Annotated in this window: 2 protein-coding genes; both read right to left on the reverse strand. The window is 58.7% G+C overall.

Features of this window, described 5'->3' with window-relative positions; all coding sequences use genetic code 11:
* Positions 1–108 (reverse strand): HisA/HisF-related TIM barrel protein (locus A3754_RS25995; protein WP_255363119.1); only part of this gene is annotated, 108 nt, incomplete at its 3' end.
* 16 nt (positions 109–124) lie between these two features.
* Positions 125–865 carry a 1-(5-phosphoribosyl)-5-[(5-phosphoribosylamino)methylideneamino]imidazole-4-carboxamide isomerase gene (gene hisA / locus A3754_RS06085; protein ID WP_007148976.1) on the reverse strand — a complete coding sequence of 247 codons (741 nt, stop codon included), beginning with the start codon at positions 863–865 and terminating at the stop codon, positions 125–127.
* Between the last annotated feature and the right edge of the window lie 35 nt (positions 866–900).

Here is a 900-nt window from a genome sequence, read left to right on the forward strand (position 1 = left end):
AATCTCCACCGGGTCACCGGCATCGCGGATGTCCACGAACTGCACGCCTTTGACCACACGGCCGGCGTCCACATCAAGACAAGGAATAATGCGTTTGGCTAAACCCATAATACGTCCCCGGCGCTCAGGCGCCGCTCAACTCATCGGACAGCGCCTGGCCTTCGGCAAAGTCCAGGGTGTTTTCGTAGATGGCACGTCCGGTAATGGCACCACTGATGCCCTGGTCAGCCACCGCACACAGGTTGCGCACGTCGTCCAGATTGGTAATGCCGCCGGAGGCGATCACCGGAATCGACATGGACTGGGCCAGTCTCACGGTGGCATCCACATTCACGCCCTGCAACATGCCGTCGCGGCTGATATCGGTGTAGACGATGGCGGAGACGCCATCGTTCTCGAACTGTTTCGCCAGATCGATCACATCCACATCGGTCACGTTCGCCCAACCATCGGTAGCCACTTTGCCGTCTTTGGCGTCCAGGCCCACGATGATGTGGCCGGGGAACTGCTCACACATGGCTTTGACGAATGCCGGCTCATTCACCGCCTTGGTACCAATGATCACCCACTGCACTCCCGCGTCCAGGTAGGCCTGAATAATTTCCGGGCTACGAATACCGCCACCAATCTGGATTGGCAGATCCGGGTGGGCCTTGGCAATCGCCTTGACGATCTCGCCATTCACCGGCTCACCGGCAAAGGCGCCATTCAGGTCGACCAGATGCAAACGGCGGGCACCACGCTCCACCCAGTGGCTGGCCACGGCAACCGGGTCATCGGAGAACACGGTGTCGTCTTCCATACGACCCTGCTTCAGGCGAACACATTTTCCGTCTTTCAGGTCGATGGCAGGAATCAAAAGCATAGTGATTTCTCAAACTGGGCTGCCATACAGGAAGG

This window comes from Alcanivorax sp. HI0083 (assembly GCF_001635175.1).

Coding starts and splice junctions, on each gene's coding strand:
- hisA (WP_007148976.1), bottom strand. CDS start 865: ATGCTTTTGATTCCTGCCATCGACCTGAAAGACGGAAAATGTGTTCGC.